This window comes from Staphylococcus sp. FSL W8-1207, from assembly GCF_038003745.1.
GTDB lineage: Bacteria > Bacillota > Bacilli > Staphylococcales > Staphylococcaceae > Staphylococcus > Staphylococcus equorum.
In genome coordinates this window covers 1-1,716 of sequence record NZ_JBBOPU010000007.1, presented here as the reverse complement: position 1 = coordinate 1,716, position 1,716 = coordinate 1, and the positions used below count along the sequence as shown (strand labels likewise).

At 35.2% G+C, this 1,716-nt stretch carries 2 protein-coding genes and 1 pseudogene; all 3 read right to left on the bottom strand.

The genetic code is table 11. The annotated features are described in order from the left end of the window. A partial coding sequence (locus NSR03_RS14415; RefSeq protein WP_285328839.1) for a tripartite tricarboxylate transporter permease occupies window positions 1-639 on the bottom strand: 639 nt, incomplete at its 3' end. A 13-nt stretch (window positions 640-652) separates the two neighbouring features. After that, window positions 653-1,096, bottom strand: a complete 444-nt coding sequence (locus tag NSR03_RS14410) for a tripartite tricarboxylate transporter TctB family protein (RefSeq protein WP_002511904.1) — start codon at window positions 1,094-1,096, stop codon at window positions 653-655. A 13-nt stretch (window positions 1,097-1,109) separates the two neighbouring features. Beyond that, a pseudogene (locus NSR03_RS14405) lies at window positions 1,110-1,716 on the bottom strand (Bug family tripartite tricarboxylate transporter substrate binding protein); the annotation flags it as partial.

Here is a 1,716-nt window from a genome sequence, read left to right as displayed (position 1 = left end):
CCCAATGATAACGACTAAGAAGTTGATACCTTCACTTAAATGAGGAATATCAAAAGTGAAGCGATAAATACTTGTTTGTAAATCAACACCTACCGTACTAATGATTAAACCAATACTTGTCGCAATAAATCCCTTGACCATCTTACCTGATGATAAAGTTACAATAGCTGAAAGCGTAAATAAGAATAGTAAAAAATATTCTTGTGGACCAAATTTTAAAGCAAAGGCAGACAATGGCTTAGCTAAAAGGATAAAACCAATAACTGCTACAATACCTCCAATTAATGAAGCAATTGCTGATATTGTGAGGGCTTTACCGGCTTCTCCTTTTTTGGTCATTGGATAACCATCGAATGTAGCTGCAATGGCTGAGCCATCACCTGGTGTATTTAATAAAATCGAACTTCTCGAGCCACCGTACATGGCACCATAATAAATTGAAACCATTAAAATCAATGCGCTTACGGGTTCCATACCAAATGTCACAGGTATGAGTACTGCAACCGCAGTCGCAGGTCCTAATCCAGGTAACATACCTACCACTGTACCTAGAAAACCACCGATAAGGACCCATAAAAGGTTCATCGGATGAAACGCAGTTGATAATCCTTCTAAAAAACTACCTGCATCAATCCCCATTTAATCACCCTCCTTAAGGTAAACTGACATTCAATAATTGTGCGAATGTGTACCATGCAATGCCAGAAAAAATCACCGTAACTAAAATATTCTGTAACCATCTTTTATATCCGTTAATTAAGAACATAATGACGCCTAAGAATATAATTGTTGAAATTAAAAAGCCAAGACGTTCGAATATTAAAGCGTATATTACTGTTAAAACAATTGTTAAGACGATACGTATAAATGTTTTTCTCTCTAGTAATTGTGAAAAAGCTGTAAAATCTTCATGACGTTTTTTAAATTCTTGAAAGAAATAAACAATGCTCATTATCAAAAGCAATAAACCAACTAACATTGGAAAATACATCGGACTATTAGGGTCCCCAATGTTTGATTTAGGTATATTTAAAGTCAACATTAGATAAATAAGACCAAATAATATTAATAATACTGGAAAGACAAATCGCGACATTATTACTCCCCCTTTATTTCATGCCTGAATCTTTGACTAATGCTTTATACTTCTTACGTTGCTCTTTTAAAAATTTCTCACTTTCTTCGCTATCTTTATAGTAGTTTTCCCAATCATTATTCTTTCTTATTTTTTGCCATCTATCTGATTTCACTACATCTTGCATAGTTTTATCCCAATAGGCAATTTGTTCTGGCGTCATATCTTTCGGCCCCATCACACCACGCCAATGTGGAAAGACAACGTCAATGCCTTGTTCTTTCTATGTAGGCACCTCTTCAATACCTTCAACTGGTTTATCAGAAGTCACTGCCAACATTTTTAACTTTCCAGTTTGGTGTTGTTCTTTTACTTCAGAGACAGAAGTAGAGGCAACATCTACATGTCCACCTAATAAAGCAGTTTGTAAATCACCTCCACTTTTATATACAAGGAAATCGATTTTATCTACATCAACGCCATACGCCTTAGCTGCCTGTACAAAAGCTAAGTAATCATTGTTACCTAAACCTGGTGCAACACCTATAGTTAAGGATTCTGGATCCTCTTTTAATTTTTCCATTACACCCTTACCAGAATCTAAGTTCGATTGATTAGATGCTGTTAAACTAATCCATTCA

Coding starts and splice junctions, on each gene's coding strand:
- NSR03_RS14410 (WP_002511904.1), bottom strand. CDS start 1,096: ATGTCGCGATTTGTCTTTCCAGTATTATTAATATTATTTGGTCTTATT.